Origin of the sequence: Novosphingobium sp. MMS21-SN21R (assembly GCF_031846015.1) — a bacterium.
Lineage (GTDB): Bacteria > Pseudomonadota > Alphaproteobacteria > Sphingomonadales > Sphingomonadaceae > Novosphingobium.
Genome location: NZ_JAVRDU010000001.1, coordinates 2,861,101 through 2,877,738 on the forward strand (window position 1 = coordinate 2,861,101; position 16,638 = coordinate 2,877,738).

At 63.5% G+C, this 16,638-nt stretch carries 17 protein-coding genes; 5 read left to right on the forward strand and 12 right to left on the reverse strand.

The features are described from left to right. Positions 1–84 precede the first annotated feature (84 nt). Positions 85–609 (forward strand): type 1 glutamine amidotransferase domain-containing protein, encoded by a 525-nt coding sequence (locus tag RM192_RS13745; RefSeq protein WP_311508117.1) that lies wholly within the window; start codon positions 85–87, stop codon positions 607–609. Between the two features lie 57 nt (positions 610–666). On the opposite strand, the gene RM192_RS13750 is transcribed toward RM192_RS13745, so the two are convergent. From RM192_RS13750 to RM192_RS13765, 4 genes are all read right to left on the reverse strand, one after another. Then, entirely contained in the window at positions 667–1,824 is a 1,158-nt protein-coding gene (locus RM192_RS13750; protein ID WP_311508118.1) for an iron-containing alcohol dehydrogenase, read from the reverse strand. Positions 1,825–2,198: 374 nt separating this feature from the next. Next, a complete protein-coding gene (locus RM192_RS13755; protein WP_311508119.1) occupies positions 2,199–2,531 on the reverse strand; it encodes a 2Fe-2S iron-sulfur cluster-binding protein in 333 nt (110 codons plus the stop codon). Between the two features lie 2 nt (positions 2,532–2,533). Beyond that, positions 2,534–3,649, reverse strand: a complete 1,116-nt coding sequence (locus RM192_RS13760; protein WP_311508635.1) for a cysteine desulfurase family protein — start codon at positions 3,647–3,649, stop codon at positions 2,534–2,536. Next, positions 3,646–4,692, reverse strand: a complete 1,047-nt coding sequence (locus RM192_RS13765; RefSeq protein WP_311508120.1) for an aminotransferase class V-fold PLP-dependent enzyme — start codon at positions 4,690–4,692, stop codon at positions 3,646–3,648. Before RM192_RS13765 ends, RM192_RS13760 begins: the two co-directional genes overlap by 4 nt. 116 nt (positions 4,693–4,808) lie before the next feature. On the opposite strand from RM192_RS13765, the gene RM192_RS13770 reads away from it, so the two are divergent. Next, positions 4,809–5,465 (forward strand): alpha/beta hydrolase, encoded by a 657-nt coding sequence (locus RM192_RS13770; protein WP_311508121.1) that lies wholly within the window; start codon positions 4,809–4,811, stop codon positions 5,463–5,465. A gap of 55 nt (positions 5,466–5,520) precedes the next feature. On the opposite strand, the gene RM192_RS13775 is transcribed toward RM192_RS13770, so the two are convergent. From RM192_RS13775 to RM192_RS13790, 4 genes are all read right to left on the reverse strand, one after another. Further along, positions 5,521–6,990 (reverse strand): aldehyde dehydrogenase, encoded by a 1,470-nt coding sequence (locus RM192_RS13775; protein ID WP_311508122.1) that lies wholly within the window; start codon positions 6,988–6,990, stop codon positions 5,521–5,523. A gap of 14 nt (positions 6,991–7,004) precedes the next feature. Continuing rightward, positions 7,005–7,406 (reverse strand): nuclear transport factor 2 family protein, encoded by a 402-nt coding sequence (locus tag RM192_RS13780; protein WP_311508124.1) that lies wholly within the window; start codon positions 7,404–7,406, stop codon positions 7,005–7,007. Between the two features lie 3 nt (positions 7,407–7,409). Next, entirely contained in the window at positions 7,410–8,009 is a 600-nt protein-coding gene (locus RM192_RS13785) for a nuclear transport factor 2 family protein (RefSeq protein WP_311508125.1), read from the reverse strand. 139 nt (positions 8,010–8,148) lie between these two features. Beyond that, positions 8,149–10,536: a TonB-dependent receptor domain-containing protein gene (locus tag RM192_RS13790; RefSeq protein ID WP_311508126.1), complete on the reverse strand. Its 2,388-nt coding sequence runs from the start codon at positions 10,534–10,536 to the stop codon at positions 8,149–8,151. 175 nt (positions 10,537–10,711) lie between these two features. Here RM192_RS13790 and RM192_RS13795 point away from each other — a divergent pair, with 175 nt between their 5' ends. Continuing rightward, positions 10,712–11,203, forward strand: a complete 492-nt coding sequence (locus RM192_RS13795; protein ID WP_311508127.1) for a MarR family winged helix-turn-helix transcriptional regulator — start codon at positions 10,712–10,714, stop codon at positions 11,201–11,203. 7 nt (positions 11,204–11,210) lie between these two features. Here RM192_RS13795 and RM192_RS13800 read toward each other — a convergent pair whose 3' ends face one another. Beyond that, entirely contained in the window at positions 11,211–11,930 is a 720-nt protein-coding gene (locus RM192_RS13800) for a nuclear transport factor 2 family protein (protein WP_311508128.1), read from the reverse strand. Positions 11,931–12,073: 143 nt separating this feature from the next. Here RM192_RS13800 and RM192_RS13805 point away from each other — a divergent pair, with 143 nt between their 5' ends. After that, positions 12,074–12,958 carry a dienelactone hydrolase family protein gene (locus RM192_RS13805; RefSeq protein ID WP_311508130.1) on the forward strand — a complete coding sequence of 295 codons (885 nt, stop codon included), beginning with the start codon at positions 12,074–12,076 and terminating at the stop codon, positions 12,956–12,958. A gap of 99 nt (positions 12,959–13,057) precedes the next feature. Further along, a complete protein-coding gene (locus RM192_RS13810; protein ID WP_311508131.1) occupies positions 13,058–13,267 on the forward strand; it encodes a hypothetical protein in 210 nt (69 codons plus the stop codon). 64 nt (positions 13,268–13,331) lie between these two features. Here RM192_RS13810 and RM192_RS13815 read toward each other — a convergent pair whose 3' ends face one another. From RM192_RS13815 to RM192_RS13825, 3 genes are all read right to left on the reverse strand, one after another. Next, positions 13,332–14,264 carry an NAD(P)H-binding protein gene (locus RM192_RS13815; protein WP_311508132.1) on the reverse strand — a complete coding sequence of 311 codons (933 nt, stop codon included), beginning with the start codon at positions 14,262–14,264 and terminating at the stop codon, positions 13,332–13,334. 2 nt (positions 14,265–14,266) lie between these two features. Beyond that, positions 14,267–15,745, reverse strand: a complete 1,479-nt coding sequence (locus RM192_RS13820) for a carotenoid oxygenase family protein (RefSeq protein WP_311508133.1) — start codon at positions 15,743–15,745, stop codon at positions 14,267–14,269. A gap of 71 nt (positions 15,746–15,816) precedes the next feature. Further along, the gene (locus RM192_RS13825) at positions 15,817–16,605 is read right to left on the reverse strand and encodes a CmcJ/NvfI family oxidoreductase (RefSeq protein WP_311508134.1); all 789 of its coding nucleotides are present in this window, start codon (positions 16,603–16,605) and stop codon (positions 15,817–15,819) included. Positions 16,606–16,638 lie beyond the last annotated feature (33 nt).

Sequence of the window (16,638 nt, forward strand, 5' to 3'; positions counted from 1 at the left end):
CTGGGGAACAACCCCATCCACCGTCAATTGTAGGGGCAACACCCGCCGCCGTCGCGGGTCAGATCCCATCCCCGGAGAAAACTCATGACCAAGCGTGTCCTCATTCTCGCAACCAATGGCTTTGAACAGTCAGAGCTTATGGGCCCCAAGAAGGCACTCGAAAATGCCGGCATCGAAACCGTCGTCGTCAGCATCGAACCCGGCTCGATCAAGGGCTGGAAGGACAAGAACTGGGGCGACAGCGTGAAGGTCGACGCCACGCTCGACGAGGTTTCCGCCGAGGACTTCGACGCCCTGCTGCTGCCCGGCGGCCAGATGAACCCAGATATCCTGCGCATGAACGATGACGCCATCGACCTGATCAACGATTTCGACGATGCCGGAAAGACCATCGCCGCAATCTGCCACGCCCCGTGGCTGATGGCCGAAGCCGATATCCTCGACGGCCGCACCGTCACCGCCTGGCCCTCGATCCACACCGACCTCGCCAACGCGGGCGCCAGTGTGATCGATCAGGAAGTCGTGATCGACGGCAACTTCATCACCAGCCGCAAGCCGGATGACATTCCGGCGTTCTCGCAGGCCCTGATCGACGCTTTGGCGGATTGATCCAGAAAAGCCCTCTCCCCTGAGGGGAGAGGGTTAGGAGAGGGGCCCACGCGCTCCTTACCCAAACACTGCCGCATATAGCCCCTCGATCTCCCCCGCATCCGCCACACGCGGATTGTTGGCCGGAGACCCGGACGCAATCGCCTGCCGCGCCATCTCGGGCACTAGCCGCGTCCACTCCCCTTCCGAAATTCCGTGCGCACGCGGCGTCGGCACCGACAGATCGGCGTTCAGCGCTGAAAGCTCCTCCAGCAACCGCGCCACCGCCGCCTGATCGCCCTCATCCTCGCCCGCCACGCCCATCGCCCGCGCACAGTCCGCATAGCGCCCCAGCGCGGACGGCGCGGAGAACGCGGTTACCGCAGGCAGCAGCATCGCGTTGGAAAGCCCGTGCGGCACATGGAAGAACGCGCCGATCGGGCGGCTCATCCCATGCACCAGCGCTACGCTGGCGTTTGAGAACGCGATCCCCGCATGATGCGCGCCCACCATCATCGCCTCGCGCGCCGCGCGGTTGGCAGGTTCGGTGCAAGCGGTGCGAATATTGGGCGCGATCAGTTTCATGGCAGATAGGGCCATCGCGTCCGAAAACGCGTTGGCCCGGCGCGAGACATAGGCCTCGATCGCGTGGGTCAGCGAATCGATCCCGGTATCCGCCGTCAGCCGCGCGGGCTTGCCCATGGTCAGTTCAAAATCGACAATCGCGATGGTCGGCAGGAACGCGAGGCCTGCGCAGAGCATCTTTTCGCTCGTCGCCTCATCGGTTACGATAGTCACCCGCGTAGCCTCGGACCCGGTTCCCGCCGTCGTCGGCACCGCGATGATCGGAAGGCCCGGCACATCGGTCACCGCCGGGGCCTTCATCGTCGGAACGGGCCGGGGATCGAGCGCCAGCGCCGCAATCGCCTTGGCCGTATCGATCGGACTGCCCCCGCCAAACCCGATCACGCAATCGCACCCGCTGCCCGAAAGCGCCGCAAGCGCCGCCTCGACCACCGCCACGGTCGGATCGGGCACCGTCTCGGCGAAGACCTGCGCGGACAATCCCGCCGCCTCCAGCACCCCCACCATCCGCGCCACCATGCCCGACTGTACGAGGAACGCGTCAGTGACGACGAACGGCCGCGTGAGCCCGCACTGCGCCAGCGCCTCGGGCAATTCGTTCAACGCACCCCCGCCAATACGGATCACACGGGGAAGATTGATCGTGGGCATGCAGGGTTCCTCTTTACTGCGCCCATCCGAGCGCAATCACCCCGCCGCTGCAAGCGATGAAAGTGAGAGGGCGGGGCATCAAGCGCCGCAACCACTCGCCCCACTCCCCAATCCCCGATCATCCTGAGCTTGTCGAAGGACCCACACCCCAACCGCCCAAACCGCCACGCGCGTCCTTCGACAAGCTCAGGACGAACGGAGGTGGAGGCAGGTGCAAGCGACGGCCACTCGCAACGCTGACCACATGGACGATGCCAACGGATTCCAGGAAGCTGCGCAGCTTTGAAAAACGGGAAAGTCGTAAAAGGCGATCATAACTCTCTCGCCTAGAGGAGAGTGGGTTGGGAGACGGGGCCTTGCGCCCCACCCCAATCCTAACGCCCCTGCATATCCCTCGCCTCAGCCGGGATATGCACCACCAGCCCGTCGATCGCCTCGGTCAGTTCAATCTGGCACGACAAACGGCTCGTCCGCGTAACCCCGGCGGCAAGGTCGAGCATGTCTTCCTCGTCGTCCACGGCGGGGGGCACTTTGTCGAACCAGTCGGGGTCGATCACCACGTGGCAGGTGGAGCAGGCCATCTGGCCTTCGCAGGTGCCTTCGAGCGGCATGCCCCTGGCCTGGCCCAGTTCGAGCAGGCGCGTCCCCGCCTCGCCCTCAGCGGCGATCTTTTCGCCCTGCGGCGTAACGAAGGTGACGCGGACCATGGCTACAAGACTCCCTGTGACCTCGCCGCGGCATGGATTGCCGCTGCGGCCTCGATCAGATCCTGTTCCCGTGTATAGCGTCCGAAGCCAATCCGGATCGCGGTTTTGCTATCCCTGTCCGAAAGTCCCAGCGCGCGCAAGACATGGCTTGGCCTGCCCGACCCGCTGGCACAGGCCGATCCAGCAGAAAAAGCCACATTGCGGCATTCCGACAACAACCGCCCCACGTCCAGCCCCGGCAGCCGCACGTTGAGATTGCCGCGCCAGCGCGCCGTCGCGCTGCCGTTCAGCGTCCAGCCTGCAAACATCGAGCGCGCCAAAGTCCACAGCTTCTCCACATGCTCTGCATCGCTTGTGCCCAGACTTGTGCACAGCGCCGCCGCCGCGCCGAATCCTGCGCAGAGTGCGGGCGAAAGCGTCCCCGAACGCAAGCCGCCCTCCTGCCCGCCGCCATGGATGAGTGGTGAAAGCTCCACCCCATCGCGCACCCACAGCGCGCCAATGCCTTTCGGTCCGTACATCTTGTGCGAGGACACCGCGATCAGGTCCGCCTTTTCCGGCGCGGCCAGCTTCCCCGCCCCCTGCACCGCATCGCACAGGAACAGCGCGCCCATTTCTTGCGCCAGTTGCGCCAGCACATCAACTGGCTGCACGGTACCAATCTCGTTGTTCACCTGCATCACCGCGACAAGGCCGGTGCCTTCAGGAAACGCACCATCGGGATCGACCAGCCCCTCGCCATCAACCGGCAGCACCGTCACGCCGGGATCGACGAACCGCGCCGTATCCAGCACCGCCGCATGTTCGATGGCCGAGACCGCCAGCTGCTTCCGCCCCGACCCGACAATCGCCAGATTGAGCGCCTCGGTCGCTCCGGAGGTGAACACCACGCGCCCGCCCGGCGGCAACAGCGCCGCCACTTGCGCCCGCGCCACTTCCACCGCCGCCGCCGCCGCGCGGCCATAGCGGTGCGGGCTATGGGGATTTGCCCACCCGCACGCTTGCGTACGGGATAAATCCAAAGCGTCGGCAGCTTCCGCCCCAGCCAGCCAAGGCATCATCGCCTCGCGCGCTTCGGGCGCCAGCGGCGTGGTGGCCTGATAATCGAGGTAGATCACCCCCGGATCTCCCGCCACACGTCCACGAACCGCGCAATCTCTGCCTCGGTCGTCTCGCGCCCGATCGACACGCGGATCACTTCGCCCAGGCCTGCGACGCCCATCGCGGTCAGCACATGGCTGGCTTTCAGCGAACCCGACGAACAGGCGCTTCCCGCCGAAACCGCAATGCCTGCGCCATCGAAGCGGATCAGTTGCGCCGCGCTCGATTTCCCCGGCATTCGATACGCGCCGATGGTCGGGCTACGCGGTGCATTGGCGGCGATCACCTCGCCCCCAAGTTCAAGCAACTGACTCTCAAGCGATTCCCGCAAACCTGAAGCGCACTTGAGCCATGCATTGCCCGCCTCCAGCGCCGCCGCCATGCCCAGCACTTGCGGCAAAGGCTCGGTCCCGGCGCGATAGCCGCGCTCCTGACCACCGCCGGGATGAAGCAGGCCATATTCGCGCACCAGCAGCGCCCCGATCCCCACCGGCCCGCCGAACTTGTGCGCCGAAAGCGCGATCATGTCCGCCTGCGGCAGGCCGAGTTTGCCAGCGCCTTGCGCGGCATCGACAAGCAGCAGCGCATTGTTGGACTTTGCCAACACCGCGACAGGCCCGAGATCCTGCACCACGCCCGTCTCGCTGTTGACCTGCTGGATCGCCACGAGCGCAGGTCCACCCGCCACAAGCACCTGTTCCAGTTCGGAAATCCGGACCAGCCCGTCCGCCTCAACCCCCAGCCGCACCGCGTCCGGCGTCAACCGCAGCACCGCCTCATGTTCGACCGCGCTGGTGATGTTCTGCAAATGTTTCCCCGGGGAAACTTTTTTCGTGGCGATTTCCAACGCCTCGCTGGCCCCGCTAGTGAAGATCACTTCGCCGTCCCACCCCAGCGCTGCCTTGATCCGCGCCCTTGCGTCCTCAAGTGCCGCCCGCGCCGCACGGCCGGCCTTGTGCGGGCTGGAGGGATTGGCCCAGATGCGGAAACCCTCCTCCATCGCGGCAAGCGCCTGCGGCAGGAGCGGGGTGGTCGCAGCGTGGTCAAGATAGATCGGCAATGGAAATCCCGGAAAAGTTGCTTTCGTGAGGCTGGTTTCTATATAGCCCTTTGACCAATTCCCAGCCCCGGCAGTCATGGCCGTCGCGGCCAGAACACAGGCAACCAGGACAGGCAATGCCCGCAGTCATTTTTCCCGGCCCCGAAGGCCGTCTCGAAGGCCGTTTCCAGCCCGCTTCGCGCCCGCGCGCTCCGGTCGCCATGATCCTCCATCCGCACCCGCAAGCGGGCGGCACGATGAACGATCGCATCACCCAGGCGATGTACAAGACGTTTGTCGCGCGCGGCTTTGCCGTGCTGCGTTTCAACTTTCGCGGAGTCGGCCGTTCGCAGGGCAGCTTTGACAATGGCATCGGCGAACTGTCCGATGCGGCGGCGGCGCTCGACTGGGTCCAGTCCATTCACCCCGAAGCAAGCACCACCTGGATCGCGGGCTATTCGTTCGGCGCGCTGATCGGCATGCAGTTGCTGATGCGCCGCCCGGAAATCCGCGGTTTCATCTCGGTTGCTCCGCCCGCCAACATGTACGATTTCAGCTTCCTCGCACCTTGCCCCGCCTCGGGCATCATCGTGCAGGGCACCGCTGATACGGTCGTTACGCCGAACGCCGTGCAGAAGCTGGTCGACAAGCTGCGCACGCAGAAGCACATCACCATCCATCACGACGAGATTCCGCGGGCCAACCATTTCTTCGAAAACGAAATGGACGACATGATGCGCTCGGTCGACAACTACCTCGACATGCGCCTCTCGCCGGACTGCCCGATCCGCTGACCTGGCCCAATGTAAACAACAAACCCCCGCCCTCACCGGCGGGGGTTTTTGTTTGTCACAGCGCCGTCGGCATCCCGTCGATCAGGATGGTCTTCATTTCCAGATAGGGCAGCAGCCCCTCTGGTCCGCCTTCGCGGCCAATGCCCGATTGCTTGAAGCCGCCGAAGGGCAACCCGAAGTCCATGCGCAACCCGTTCTGCCCGAACCCGCCTGTGCGGATGCGGCGGGCAATGCGATATGCGGCGTCAGCGTCGGTGGTCAGCACCGAGCCGTTGAGGCCATAGGCGCTGGCGTTGGCGGTGCGGATCGCGTCTTCCTCGTCGTCCACCGGGATCAGGCTGAGCACCGGGCCGAAGATCTCCTCCTGCGCGATGCGGCTGTCGTTCTGCACATTGGCGAACAGCGTCGGTTCGATGAAGTAACCCTGATTCATGTGCGCAGGGCGCCCGCCGCCGGTCACCAGATCGGCCGTGCGCTTGCCCTCCTCGATATACATCTCGATGCGTTCGAGCTGGCGCTTCATCGCCACCGGACCAAGCTGAGTCTCGGGATCGTCGGAGTGTCCGATGCGAACCTGCTTCATTTCGGCGGCAATCGCGGCAGCCAGTTCGTCATGGCGGTGGCGCGGGACGATCACGCGGCTGAGCATCGCGCAGACCTGCCCTGACATCATCGTGATGGTGCCCGTCAGCATCTTGGCGGCGGCCTCGACCGGGAAATCGTCGCGGATGATCGCAGCGGATTTGCCGCCGAGTTCAAGCGTGCAGCGCGCCATCCGCCCGCCACAGACCGAGGCGATGCGCTTGCCCGCAACGGTGCTCCCGGTGAACGAGACCTTGTCCACGCCTTCGTTGCAAACCAGATGATCGCTCGCCTCGCGGTGGCCGGTGACGAGGTTCACCACGCCTGCCGGAATACCCGCAGCCTCAGCCGCCTCGGCAATGATGTAGGCCTCAAGAGGCGTTTCGGGCGAAGGCTTCATGATCACCGTGCAGCCGGTGAGGAGCGCATAGGCAACCTTGTTTGCCATGATCCCGAACGGGCCGTTCCAAGGCGAAATCGCGGCTACGACCCCGACCGGCTCATAAGCGATGAGCGCCGCCTCGGCGGCCATGCTCGGGCGGCGCTGGACGAAATCGAACTGTTCGGCAAATCCCGCGATCTGCGCGAGCGCCATTACGCTGCCGCCGTGCATCGGCCCGGCGAACGAGGCCAGCCCGCCCATCTGCGCGGTCCATGCCTTGGCCAGTTCAGGCACTCGGGTTTCGAGGTGGGCGACCATGCGGCGGAAGGCGGCGATGCGCTCCGCTGGCGGTGTGGTCGGCCATGGTCCGTTATCGAACGCATCGCGCGCGGCGGCGACCGCGGCGTCCATGTCCGCCTCATCCGCTTCGGCCACACGGCCCACGACCTGTTCGGTGTTGGGCGAGATCAGGTCGATCATACGGCCCGAATGGGCAGCGACCCAGTGGCCGCCGATGAACAGTTTGCCGGGATGGGCGACGTTGACGCCTTCTGGGGTCATGAGTTTGGTTCCTCTCAGGCCGGTGCCAGCGCACATTCGACGCGGGCGATCAGGCCGTTTTCAATTGTGTAGAAGATGAATTGCCGCATTTCCTGCACTTCCCCTTTTGCGATGGGGAAGAAGCCGTGGAGTCCCTGCGCGTCCAGCGCTTCGCGGGTCAGGTCCTTGATTCCTTCGACGCGGATGACACCATCGATAGCAGTGAGCGTTTCCGAGGCGGCAAAGTTGAGCACGCGCACGCTTTCCAGCACATGATCGTGCAGGAAGGCATAGAAATCCTTGAGCGCCTGACGGGAGCGGATTTCCACGCCGAAAAACGTCATCAGCGGCGGATCGACATAGAAGTCGGCAACCGCATCATAGTCCTTTGCATTGAAGGCCGCGACATAGCGATCATAGTCTGCGCGCGTCAGCATGGCTCAGCTCCGCTCTTGCCACATACGTCCGGTTACCGGATTGGCGAAGTGATAGGGCGGCACATAGACCGATGGAAACGACGCATAGTCGGTGGTCTGCGGCGCGTCTGGCGGAAACTCCGACAGGACGGTGCCCATCGGGATCGCACCCTCGGCAAGGCCTGCGCGGCGGTCGGCATAATGCGTGACAAAGCATTGCAGCCGCGCAATCTTCCACACCCCGTCCTCCCGAACGTAAGCGTTCTCGTAAGTCGCCTCGCCCACCATATCCACCTGCCCGGTGATCGTCACTTCCATGATGGCCCGCCACCGGCCCCACGCCCGGTCACCGTCTATGGTGATCAGTGGTTGCAGCTGCATGTGATTGAATAGCGTGCCCTCCGCCAGCGATGGCAGGCACTTGAGGTAGGCGCGGATCCGCTCCTGCCCGCGGTAAAGCCCCCGCGCCGCGATTTCGAGCGTGGCATCGCGTGCAAAGAGATCGGCGGCTTCGTCCCACTGCGTCTTGTCGACATAATAGCCATAGGCAGTCTGCAGGCGGATGATTGCGCGCTCGTCCTCGATCCGGGCGATGCGCAGGGCAAGAGTCTCCAGATCGTCCACAAGCCGTCTCCCATGCACACGGCCGGATTCGGCTCGCGAACTATACGCTAACATTTGATATCGTTATTTCCAACGCAAATCCCACGAAAAAGGGGCGACCATCGCTGGCCGCCCCATTCTTCCTGATGTGTCAGACAGATCAGAATGTCTTGCGCACGGTGAGCGCCCATTCACGCGGACGACCGACATTGGAGTAGGCCGTGCCGACGAAGGCATAGACCGCAGCAAAGCGCAGCGGCAGATAGTAGTACTTGTCGAACAGGTTCTGGACTTCGACCGAGACGGCGAGGTCTTCGGCTTCGTTCTTCCAGGTCAGGCGCGCATTGCCCAGCGTGATCGACGGGTTGTACTGTAGCGGGCTGAACACGCCGGCGTTGATCAGGCGGCCAATCGTCTGCTTGCCGACATAGGTCAGGTCGAAACGCGGCGTGATCGAACCCGAGGTGCCCAGATCAGCCTTGTACTGGATGCCCAGCGAACCGCGCCATGCCGGCGTGGTGATCGGATCTTCAACGCGAAGCGCACCCTGCGCCGCCGTGTCGATCCGCTTCCACTTGCCGTCGATCCAGCTGAGCGAGGCATCGATATCGAGGCCTTCGACCGGGTGGGCCGAGAACTCGGCTTCGAGGCCATACATCTCGCCGTCACCGGCGTTCTGGATAGCGGCGCATGGGAACGGATCGGTGCCCGGAGCAAAACCGTCAAGCGCCGAACAGTCGCCGATCGGCAGCTGGATGTTCTTGTAATCGTTGTAGAAGGCCGAGAGGTTCAGGCGGACCATGCGGTCGAACAGGTCGGTCTTGAGACCCACTTCATAGGCGCGCAGCGTTTCAGGATCGAACGTGCCGTTGACGGCCTGGTTCTTGGTGAACGGACGTGCGGTGACGCCGCCACCCTTGAAGCCGGTGCTGACCGTTGCATAAGCAAGCACTTCGGGGCTGAAGCGGTAATCGACCGACAGGCGCCAATCGACTTTTTCGCCATCATAATTGGCCTTGGTGCCATTAAGCGCGCCGACGCCGAAAATGTCGTTCAGCGTGCCGCCGTCCCACTGGGTACGCACGAAGGTATAGTCCTTGTGCTCCTTGGTGTAGCGAATGCCGCCGGTGATGGTGAACGCATCTGACGGGTGCAGGATGACCGTACCGAAGGCCGCCTTGCTGTTGGCCTTGATCGGATCGTTGCCCTGGAACTGCAGGAACAGTGCGGGCACGCCGATCGGGACAATATAGCGGATGTCCTGGCGGGTGAAGTAGACCGAGGTCTGGTTGTTGTAGAAGCCGCCGACGGTCCAATCGATGTTGTCACCGATCTGGCCATTGAGGCGCAGTTCCTGGCTGAAGAACTTGAAATCAAGATCGTTGAAGCCCGCACCGGCAATCAGGCTGAACGGCGTGTAATCGTCGTCCGTCCCGAAGGTCTGGTTGTACTTGCGATAGGCGGTGATCGCCTGCAGCTTGAGCGAATCCGACAGTCCGATGGTCAGGTTGCTCGAAACGCCCCAGCCTTCGAAGCGGGTGGTGTTCGGGGTGTAATAGGCCTGCGTGGCCTGGCCGCCTGCCGGCATGTAGAAGTTGGCATAGGTGCAGAAACGGCCGCAGGTGAAATCGACGCCGCCGGTCTTCGCAGGCAGGGTCGCGCTCATCACGCCAGCGGCGTTGGTGCGGTTCTCGTAAGTGTAGTCGCCCGTGACGATCCAGTCGAAGTTGTCGGTCGGATTGTAGCGCAGCGATCCGCGCAGACCGGCGTAGCTCTTCTCACCAAGCTTGGCGACGACGCAGTCGGACGGTGTTGAAGCGTTGCCGCCGATGCCGAGCGGATTGCCGGGGTTTGCGCAGCCATAGTCGATCTGGTCGACATAGCCTTCCTGGCGCTTGTAGACGCCGGCGATGCGGGCATAGAGGTTTTCGGCAAGTTCGAAGTTCGCGGTGGCGCGAATGTCGGTGCGCTGACGCGAACCATACGTCGCTTCAACCGTGCCGCTGTTGCCCGAAGTCGGCTTGGCCGAGAACAGCTTGATGGCGCCGCCGATCGAGTTACGGCCGGTGAGCGTGCCCTGCGGACCGCGCAGCACTTCGACGCGATCGAGATCGAGCAGATCCATGACCGAGCCGGTGAGCGTGGCGAAATAGACATCGTCGATATAGATGCCGACGCCCGGTTCATAAGCGGGGTTGAAGTCATACTGGCCGATGCCGCGGATATAGGCGGCCATCGACGAGCCGAATGCGCCGCCCATCTGGGTCAACTGCACGTTAGGCGCCTGCGCTGCAATCTGCGAGATATCGGTCTGGTTGCGCGAGGACAGCAATGCAGCATCAACCGCCGTGATCGACAGGGGCGTGTCCTGCAGGCGCTGTTCGCGGAACTGGGCGGTGACGACGATTTCGCCTGTGGTCGGGGCGGGTTCGGCCTGGGCCTGCGCTTCCTGCGCAAAGGCTGGCATGGCGGAACCAAGCGCCAATGCTGCGGTGCTGGCCGCAACAAAAAGGCGCACGAATGATGTGGTACGGTTGGCCATCGCCATATCCCCTCTCCTGTATGGTCCTCTGCGGGACCGGCTTGGTATTTGTTAGTTAGGCATACTGATATTATGTTTGCAAGCCTAACATTTACGAGGGTCGCACTGCCCGCAATGTGATGCAAAAAGTCCACACCGCGCCTCTTGCCGATGCCCGAGAACAAGGCGATAGATGCCCGCCATGGACGGTCCGAGGCATCTACATCAAAACGCCCCATCCGCGATCGATGGGATCGCCATCGATGGCAATGTCGCCATGCTGGTCGACCTGCTTAAACTCGCCACATTCATTGGTGGGCCGATGCGCGAAGGCGTGGCCGACCCGATGGGCATAACGGCCAACGATCTGCGAATCGTGCTGGCGCTGGGCGGCGAAGGTGAACTTGCCGGGCACGAACTTTCCGAAATCATGGGCGTGACACCGATGAACGTGAGCCGCGCGATCACCGGCCTGATGCAACGCGGGCTGGTCGAGCCGGGGCTCGACCAATCCAACCGCAGACGCAAGCCAGTCCGCCTGACCGCCGAAGGTGAGCGCCTGTTCTGCGACACGATCCCGGCCATGGCCCAGGTCGGCGCCGACTTGTTCAAGGGCGTGCCCCAGCGCGACCGCGACGCTTTCCGCCGGGTCGCCGCTGCTGTGCTTGCGAGAATCGTCCGTTGGGGCGACTGATCCGGCGTCAGGGCCACTTCTGCTGAAGTTTGGAGAAATCGCCGAGGGCGAATGACTTTGCCAGAACCGGATGGGCAAAGCTCATCGGTACATCCTGGCGGTGGGGCCAGGTCTGGCGAATCTCTGTTTCGGGCAGGAGCACGTCCGGGCCGATGGGATTTTCCGGGTAACAGACGGCGGCAGGCTGAAGGTGCGCGATGGTCTTGGCCCAGCCAGTCTCGTAATCCGCCTGCCACTGCATCAGATAGTCGAGCCGCTTGATCTTCCAGACACCGTCTTCCTTGACGTAATCGTTCTCGTACATGCCGCATTCCCAGAACTGCTGGGGTACGCCTTCGGGCTTGTCGTTAATAACCTCATCGTGCCACCCGCCTGCGAGGATCGCGCGAAAACGGCCCTTGGCGCTCTGTCCGTCAGCCGCGACGGTGATAACGTCCTGCATCTGGAAATGATCGAGCAGGAGGCCATGGACCGGCCCGCGCCGCCCGCCGGTGAACAGGTTCTGGAACCATGTGCCATAAAGGCGCATCACGCCTTCGTAGCCGCGATATTCGCCCGAGAGGAACACCACCGCGCCGTCCTTGGCGAACAGCCCGGCCACTTCTTCGGGGCGGTTGTAATCGATGTAGTAGCCATAGGCCCATTGCAGGCGGCGAATGGCGTTGAGATCTTCCAGTTCGGTCACCCGTGCCTCGAGGGCGGCGAGGCGCGTATCGACATCGGTCATGTTCGACTCTCCCAAGTCAATTTGTATGTAACACTAACAATATTTCAGCCATTGGCGATAGGGAAAATGACATATCGTGCGGCTTGTTTTGCAAATGCCCTGCGCTAGTCTGGCGGCGGGCGGGCAATGAAGGAAACTGGCGCATGTGCGATGAGATGACCGAGGCCGAGAACGCCACGTGGATGCGGGACAAGGGGCTGAACCGGCGCGAATTTGCCAGTGTCGGCGCAGGCGCCGCAGCGCTTTCCATGCTGCCCGGCTGCACAACGGCGGGGGAAATGTCGTCATCGGCCACGGCCAGCCGCACCGTGCTTATCGATACGCCCGCCGGGAAGGCCGATGCGTTCTTCGTCTATCCGTCGAAAGGCAAGCACCCGGCGGTCATCATGTGGCCCGACATTGCAGGGCTGCGCGATGCCTACCAGCAGATGGGCACGCGGCTGGCTGCGGCGGGTTTTGCCGTGCTGGTGGTGAACCAGTATTACCGTTCAAGCCCCGCACCGGTCCTGAATTCGCTGATGGAATGGCGCGCGCCAGCGGGCGCGGCCAAGCTCAAGCCGATGATCGCGGCGATCACGCCCGCTGGCACGATTTCGGATGCGGCGGCCTTCGTCGGCTGGCTCGACGGACAGAAGGAAGTCGACACCAAAAAGCGCATTGGCACCTGCGGCTATTGCATGGGCGGACCGTTCACCGTGCGCACCGCTTTTGCCAATCCGGCGCGCGTAGGCGCGGCTGCCTCGTTCCACGGCGGCGGTTTGGTGGGCGATGGTGCAGACGCGCCAAACAAGCTGCTCGCCAGCACCAAGGCCGCCTACCTCATCGCCATCGCCCAAAACGATGACGAACGCGCGCCCGACGAGAAAAAGGTGCTGCGCGCTGCGGCCGATGCAGCAGGGCGGCCTGCGGAGATCGAAGTCTACCCCGCGCAACACGGCTGGTGCACCCTCGACGCGCCAATCTACGACCGCGAGCAGGCGGAAAAGGCCTGGGGCCGGATGCTGGCGCTGTTTGCGGCGAATTTATGAGGGGTCGGGGCGGCGGCTTTTGTGGGGTTGTGATGTGAAAGCCGCCGTTCCGGATAAGACGCCGTTGCCGACGTCCTCGCGCCTGTGTAGCATGTCGTCGTGCCAACCGTCGAAGCCTTTGACCACGAAGACGCCTCCGAACCGCTCTTCACAGCCGAGTTCGAGTTCTTACCCCGCATTGGCGAATATCTCTCGATCGACACTCCGCCAGGCTACTTTAAATACTACAATGTTGTCGAAGTCTGGCATCGTCAGGACACGGCGGGTGGCGTATTTCGAGCTTGCATACGCATTGAAGAGACCGACTAGCCCCGGCCTGCTGATCGCCCAATGTCAGTCGTTGAGGAGCGCCCGCTCAGGCCGAGGACAAGCCTTACGCCGCTCCCCGCAGCATCTCCGCGTTTTCCTCGATCATCTGGCGCACCGAGCGCGCCTTGCGGCCGGTCAGGCGCTCGACATCATCGCTGCACAACTCCAGAAACCCCTCGCGGATGGCCGCGCCGAAGGTGACCATGTCATCGCTGTTCCACGGGATTCCTGCCACCGACTGGTCATCGACCGGGCGGCGGGGGATGCCCATGGCGTCGAACATCGCGTATTGTCCGTCGTCGTCCAGTGAGACGTATTCGAGCGGCTTGCCGGTGATCTCCGCCATCAGCGCAGTCACTTCGCGGAAGGTCTGCAATTCCGGGCCGGTGATGTTGTAGGTGCGGTTCTCGTGGCCCTCGCCGGTCAGCACAGCGACAGCGCTTTCGATGCAGTCGTCGCGCCAGACCATCGCTTCGCGGCCTTCGCCTGCGTTGGAGAACCACTTGCCGGTCTGCATCACGCCGGGTCCTGCCATGAGGATCATGGCGTCGGCATAGTGCGCGTCACGCAGCATGGTCCACGCACAACCGCTGGCCTTCATCAGGGCTTCGGTCTCGATGTGATCGTGGCGGACTTCGGCGGGGTTGGCGGGGTCATCGATGCCGATGAAGCTGGTGTAGATGATGTGAGCCACGCCCGCTGCAGCGGCGGCATCGATCGCGGCCTTGTGCTGCTCCACCCGCGCGCCGACGCGCGTGCCGGAGATGAGCAGCATTCTGGTCGCCCCCTGCACTGCCGCAGCCAGCGTCTCGGGCTTGTCGAAATCGCCGTAGCGCACATCGCAGCCTTGCGCGGCGCGGTCGGCCAGCTTCTCGGGCTTGCGCGAGATCAGGATCAGGTCGGCGGCGCGCCGCTGTTCACTAAAGCGCGCGATCAGACGGTCGGTGACGCCCCGGCCATAGTTGCCCGAGGCGCCGGTGATGACGATCTTGCCCATGGTCAGAGCGCGTCCAACTGCGCCTGAGGCACCCACCAGCCGTGGACTTGCGGGCGCAGGCGCGTGGGGATCACCACCTTGGCCACGGCCCCTGCGCCGATGTTGCCAGCATCCACCACCCAAGCCTCGTGGTGGAACTGGTTATCGCCGATCTGCTGGTCGACGATGAACACCAGCCAGCCGTCATGCGCCGGATCGGCAGCAGGAACGTGGACGGGTTCGTTGTATCCGGCCATCGGCGGCAGCGGCAGCGCGCCGGTCACCTGCGGGGCGGGCGTGTCCATGCCGTCAAGCCGGAGCAGCATGTTGAAGCTGACGCCGACAGGACCGGCGAAGAGTGGTGGTCCCTGCAGCGCGGGGTTCATCGAAAGCATGAAGCCGAACTTGTAAGGCTTGCCCTGCATCTTGGCAGGGATCACCGGGAAATCGCCGGGAGGGCCGATCAGGGTTTCGGTGACGTCTCCGCCATCCGCCTTGGGATCGACGGTCCAGCGGGTGAGCGCGCCGACTACGTCCTGCGGCCCCATGTGGATGCCCGAAGGTTCGCGGATGAAGGCGAAGGCGTTGGTGTTGTTCAGGCAGGCGTCGAAGTGGAGCAGGCCGTCCGCATCCTCCCACGCGTTCATCATGTGGTACGAATGGCAGCCCTTGGGCCCCTTGAACCACTTGATTTCAGACACATCGCCATAGCGCGGCATGACGCCGAGCCACGAGTCGAGTTCGGGTTCGTGGTGCCAATGCTCGCCGCCCGCCTTGAGCCGGTCAAGGTCCGAGGTGGTCGGGTAGATCGGGAACAGCGCGTAGTTCTCGCTGATCGTGAAATCGTGCATCATCGCGCAATAGGGCGCATCGAACCACTGTTCGGACTTGAGCGTGCCGTCGGGCGCAACGACGCAGTAGGCAACTTTGGCCGAAGCCTGCCCGTCGGCCTCGTAGCCATAGAAGAACAGCTCGCCGGTCGCGGCATCGATGCGCACGTGGGCGGTCATCGTCTCGGACTTCAGCGCGCCGCCGAAATCGTAGGAGCCGATGGTAGCAAGCGTCCTGGGATCGACGCGGTAGGGGCGGCCATCTTCCTTGGCCATGAGCAGCCGCCCGGCATGCCAGATCGGGGTGGTGTTGGCCACGGTGCGGTCGGTGCCTTGCACCTCTGCATCATCGGTGAAAGGGTTGCGGTACTTGCCGAACAGGGCCTTGCCCGCCGCCTTTTCCGCCTTGTAGCGCGCGGTTTCGACATACTTTTGCACGAAATCGGCGGTGCCATCAGCATTGAACGACAGGCGGCTGACCATGCCGTCGCCCGAGAGGGTATGGTCGTTTTCAAACCGGGGGGCGAAGGCGGGATCGGGGATTGCGCGATAGAAGCTGCCACGCACTTCGGCGGGCAGATCGCCTTCGATCTTGAGGCCGTGAAGCGCGACTTCCTGCCCAACCGGCTCGTTCAGTCCGAGGAAATACGGCGTCTGCGGAAAAGCGCCCATGTCAAATACCCTCACCCTAACTATTGTTACGGTTGTTGTAGCGCGATTCCGTTGGAGTTCAACCCTTCAACTCAGGCCCACCAATAGGCCGTCGCGCGCATCTCGATGCTGATGCGCGGAGAGGCATCGGCCGGGCAGTCCGGCAAGTCGAAGGCGACGTGCGGCACGTGATGCGCGCGGGCAGGATCGCTGTCGTTGGTCTTGAACAGGACCGCCTCGTTGATCGTCATCTGCGGGAAGTAGTGCCAGCGGTGCGCGGGGTTGTGCGCGACGACGAGCCCTTCGAACGACCATTCGGGCTTGCCCGCCTCATCGAAGACAGCTTCGGCTTCGATCAGGTCTGCCGGAGCAATGCTGCGTGCATCGCAAAACGCCAGCGGCACGTCCTGCGGCGGCGGGGAGATGGCGCGCCACACGTTATAGGCCGCACAACGCAGAAAGGCGCGGCCATTGGCACCGCGCTCGCCGAACTGGGCGGCGGTCTTGTCGGATATGTCGATGTGGGCGAAGCGCGCAGGCATCGAGTTGTTAAGGCTGCCCGCCTTGCCCGACTTTTCGGAGAAACGCAGCAGTCCGGGCGCACCGACGTGGACATAGTCGGCACCAGTGGCGGCCTGGACCAGTTGCTCGATCTCTTGGCTGTGAATGCAGGCGACCTGCTCGCGGTCGGCGAAGTCGGACACAGCGCTGGTGTGGTGCAGAATCTGGAAGCCTTCGCGGTCGATGGTCGTGGCAGCAGCGCGCGCATCGTGCATCGGCATGGGTACAGGCACGATCTCGACTTCGTCCTTCTCGTGCGCATTCGCATAGTAGCGCGGGCGGGCAAACTTGCGACCGGAATAGGCGATCAGCGCTTCCATCATGCTCTCCTGCGGCGGCCTGCTTTGCGCGGG

Bases quoted from the DNA above. Each gene is read 5' to 3' on its own strand.
- RM192_RS13750 (WP_311508118.1), bottom strand. From the start codon at position 1,824: ATGCCCACGATCAATCTTCCCCGTGTGATCCGTATTGGCGGGGGTGCG.
- RM192_RS13770 (WP_311508121.1), top strand. From the start codon at position 4,809: ATGCCCGCAGTCATTTTTCCCGGCCCCGAAGGCCGTCTCGAAGGCCGT.
- RM192_RS13820 (WP_311508133.1), bottom strand. From the start codon at position 15,745: ATGGGCGCTTTTCCGCAGACGCCGTATTTCCTCGGACTGAACGAGCCG.
- RM192_RS13775 (WP_311508122.1), bottom strand. From the start codon at position 6,990: ATGACCCCAGAAGGCGTCAACGTCGCCCATCCCGGCAAACTGTTCATC.
- RM192_RS13815 (WP_311508132.1), bottom strand. From the start codon at position 14,264: ATGGGCAAGATCGTCATCACCGGCGCCTCGGGCAACTATGGCCGGGGC.
- RM192_RS13790 (WP_311508126.1), bottom strand. From the start codon at position 10,536: ATGGCGATGGCCAACCGTACCACATCATTCGTGCGCCTTTTTGTTGCG.
- RM192_RS13780 (WP_311508124.1), bottom strand. From the start codon at position 7,406: ATGCTGACGCGCGCAGACTATGATCGCTATGTCGCGGCCTTCAATGCA.
- RM192_RS13825 (WP_311508134.1), bottom strand. From the start codon at position 16,605: ATGGAAGCGCTGATCGCCTATTCCGGTCGCAAGTTTGCCCGCCCGCGC.
- RM192_RS13805 (WP_311508130.1), top strand. From the start codon at position 12,074: ATGTGCGATGAGATGACCGAGGCCGAGAACGCCACGTGGATGCGGGAC.
- RM192_RS13755 (WP_311508119.1), bottom strand. From the start codon at position 2,531: ATGGTCCGCGTCACCTTCGTTACGCCGCAGGGCGAAAAGATCGCCGCT.
- RM192_RS13800 (WP_311508128.1), bottom strand. From the start codon at position 11,930: ATGACCGATGTCGATACGCGCCTCGCCGCCCTCGAGGCACGGGTGACC.
- RM192_RS13745 (WP_311508117.1), top strand. From the start codon at position 85: ATGACCAAGCGTGTCCTCATTCTCGCAACCAATGGCTTTGAACAGTCA.
- RM192_RS13795 (WP_311508127.1), top strand. From the start codon at position 10,712: ATGGACGGTCCGAGGCATCTACATCAAAACGCCCCATCCGCGATCGAT.